At 72.5% G+C, this 385-nt stretch carries 1 pseudogene; it reads right to left on the bottom strand.

Annotated elements, in window-relative coordinates:
- Positions 1-86 precede the first annotated feature (86 nt).
- Positions 87-385, bottom strand: a pseudogene (locus FLO80_RS24180) (CoA-transferase subunit beta); the annotation flags it as partial.

The following is a 385-nucleotide window of genomic DNA, read 5'->3' as shown; positions in this document are numbered from 1 at the left end:
GAGGTCGTCGGCGCGCACCGCGGAAAGACTGCCGCCGAAACGGCCGATCGGCGTGCGCACGGCATCGCAGATGAATACCTCGCGGCTCATTCGTCGCTCCCCTTCTGTCCATGGGCGGCCGCGGTGCGCGCCTCGAGGTCGCGCAGCGCGGCGCGTTCGACCTCGCTCGGCGCGGGCGTCTCGGCGACCCGCTCGGCGAAGCGGATCGCCCAGCCGGTGGCCTCGACCACCTGCTCGCGGGTCACGCCCGGATGCAGCGAAGTGACCACGAACTCGTTGCTGCCGGCTTCCGGCTCCATGATGCACAGGTCGGTGATGATCGCCACCGGCCCCTTGCCCGGCAGGCCCAGGCGCTGGCGCGAGTCGCCGCCCTCGCCATGGCCGA

The organism is Aquicoccus porphyridii, assembly GCF_008369105.1.
GTDB lineage: Bacteria > Pseudomonadota > Alphaproteobacteria > Rhodobacterales > Rhodobacteraceae > Aquicoccus > Aquicoccus porphyridii.
The sequence above is the reverse complement of the archived record's forward strand: the minus strand, read 5'-3'. Positions and strand labels throughout refer to the sequence as shown.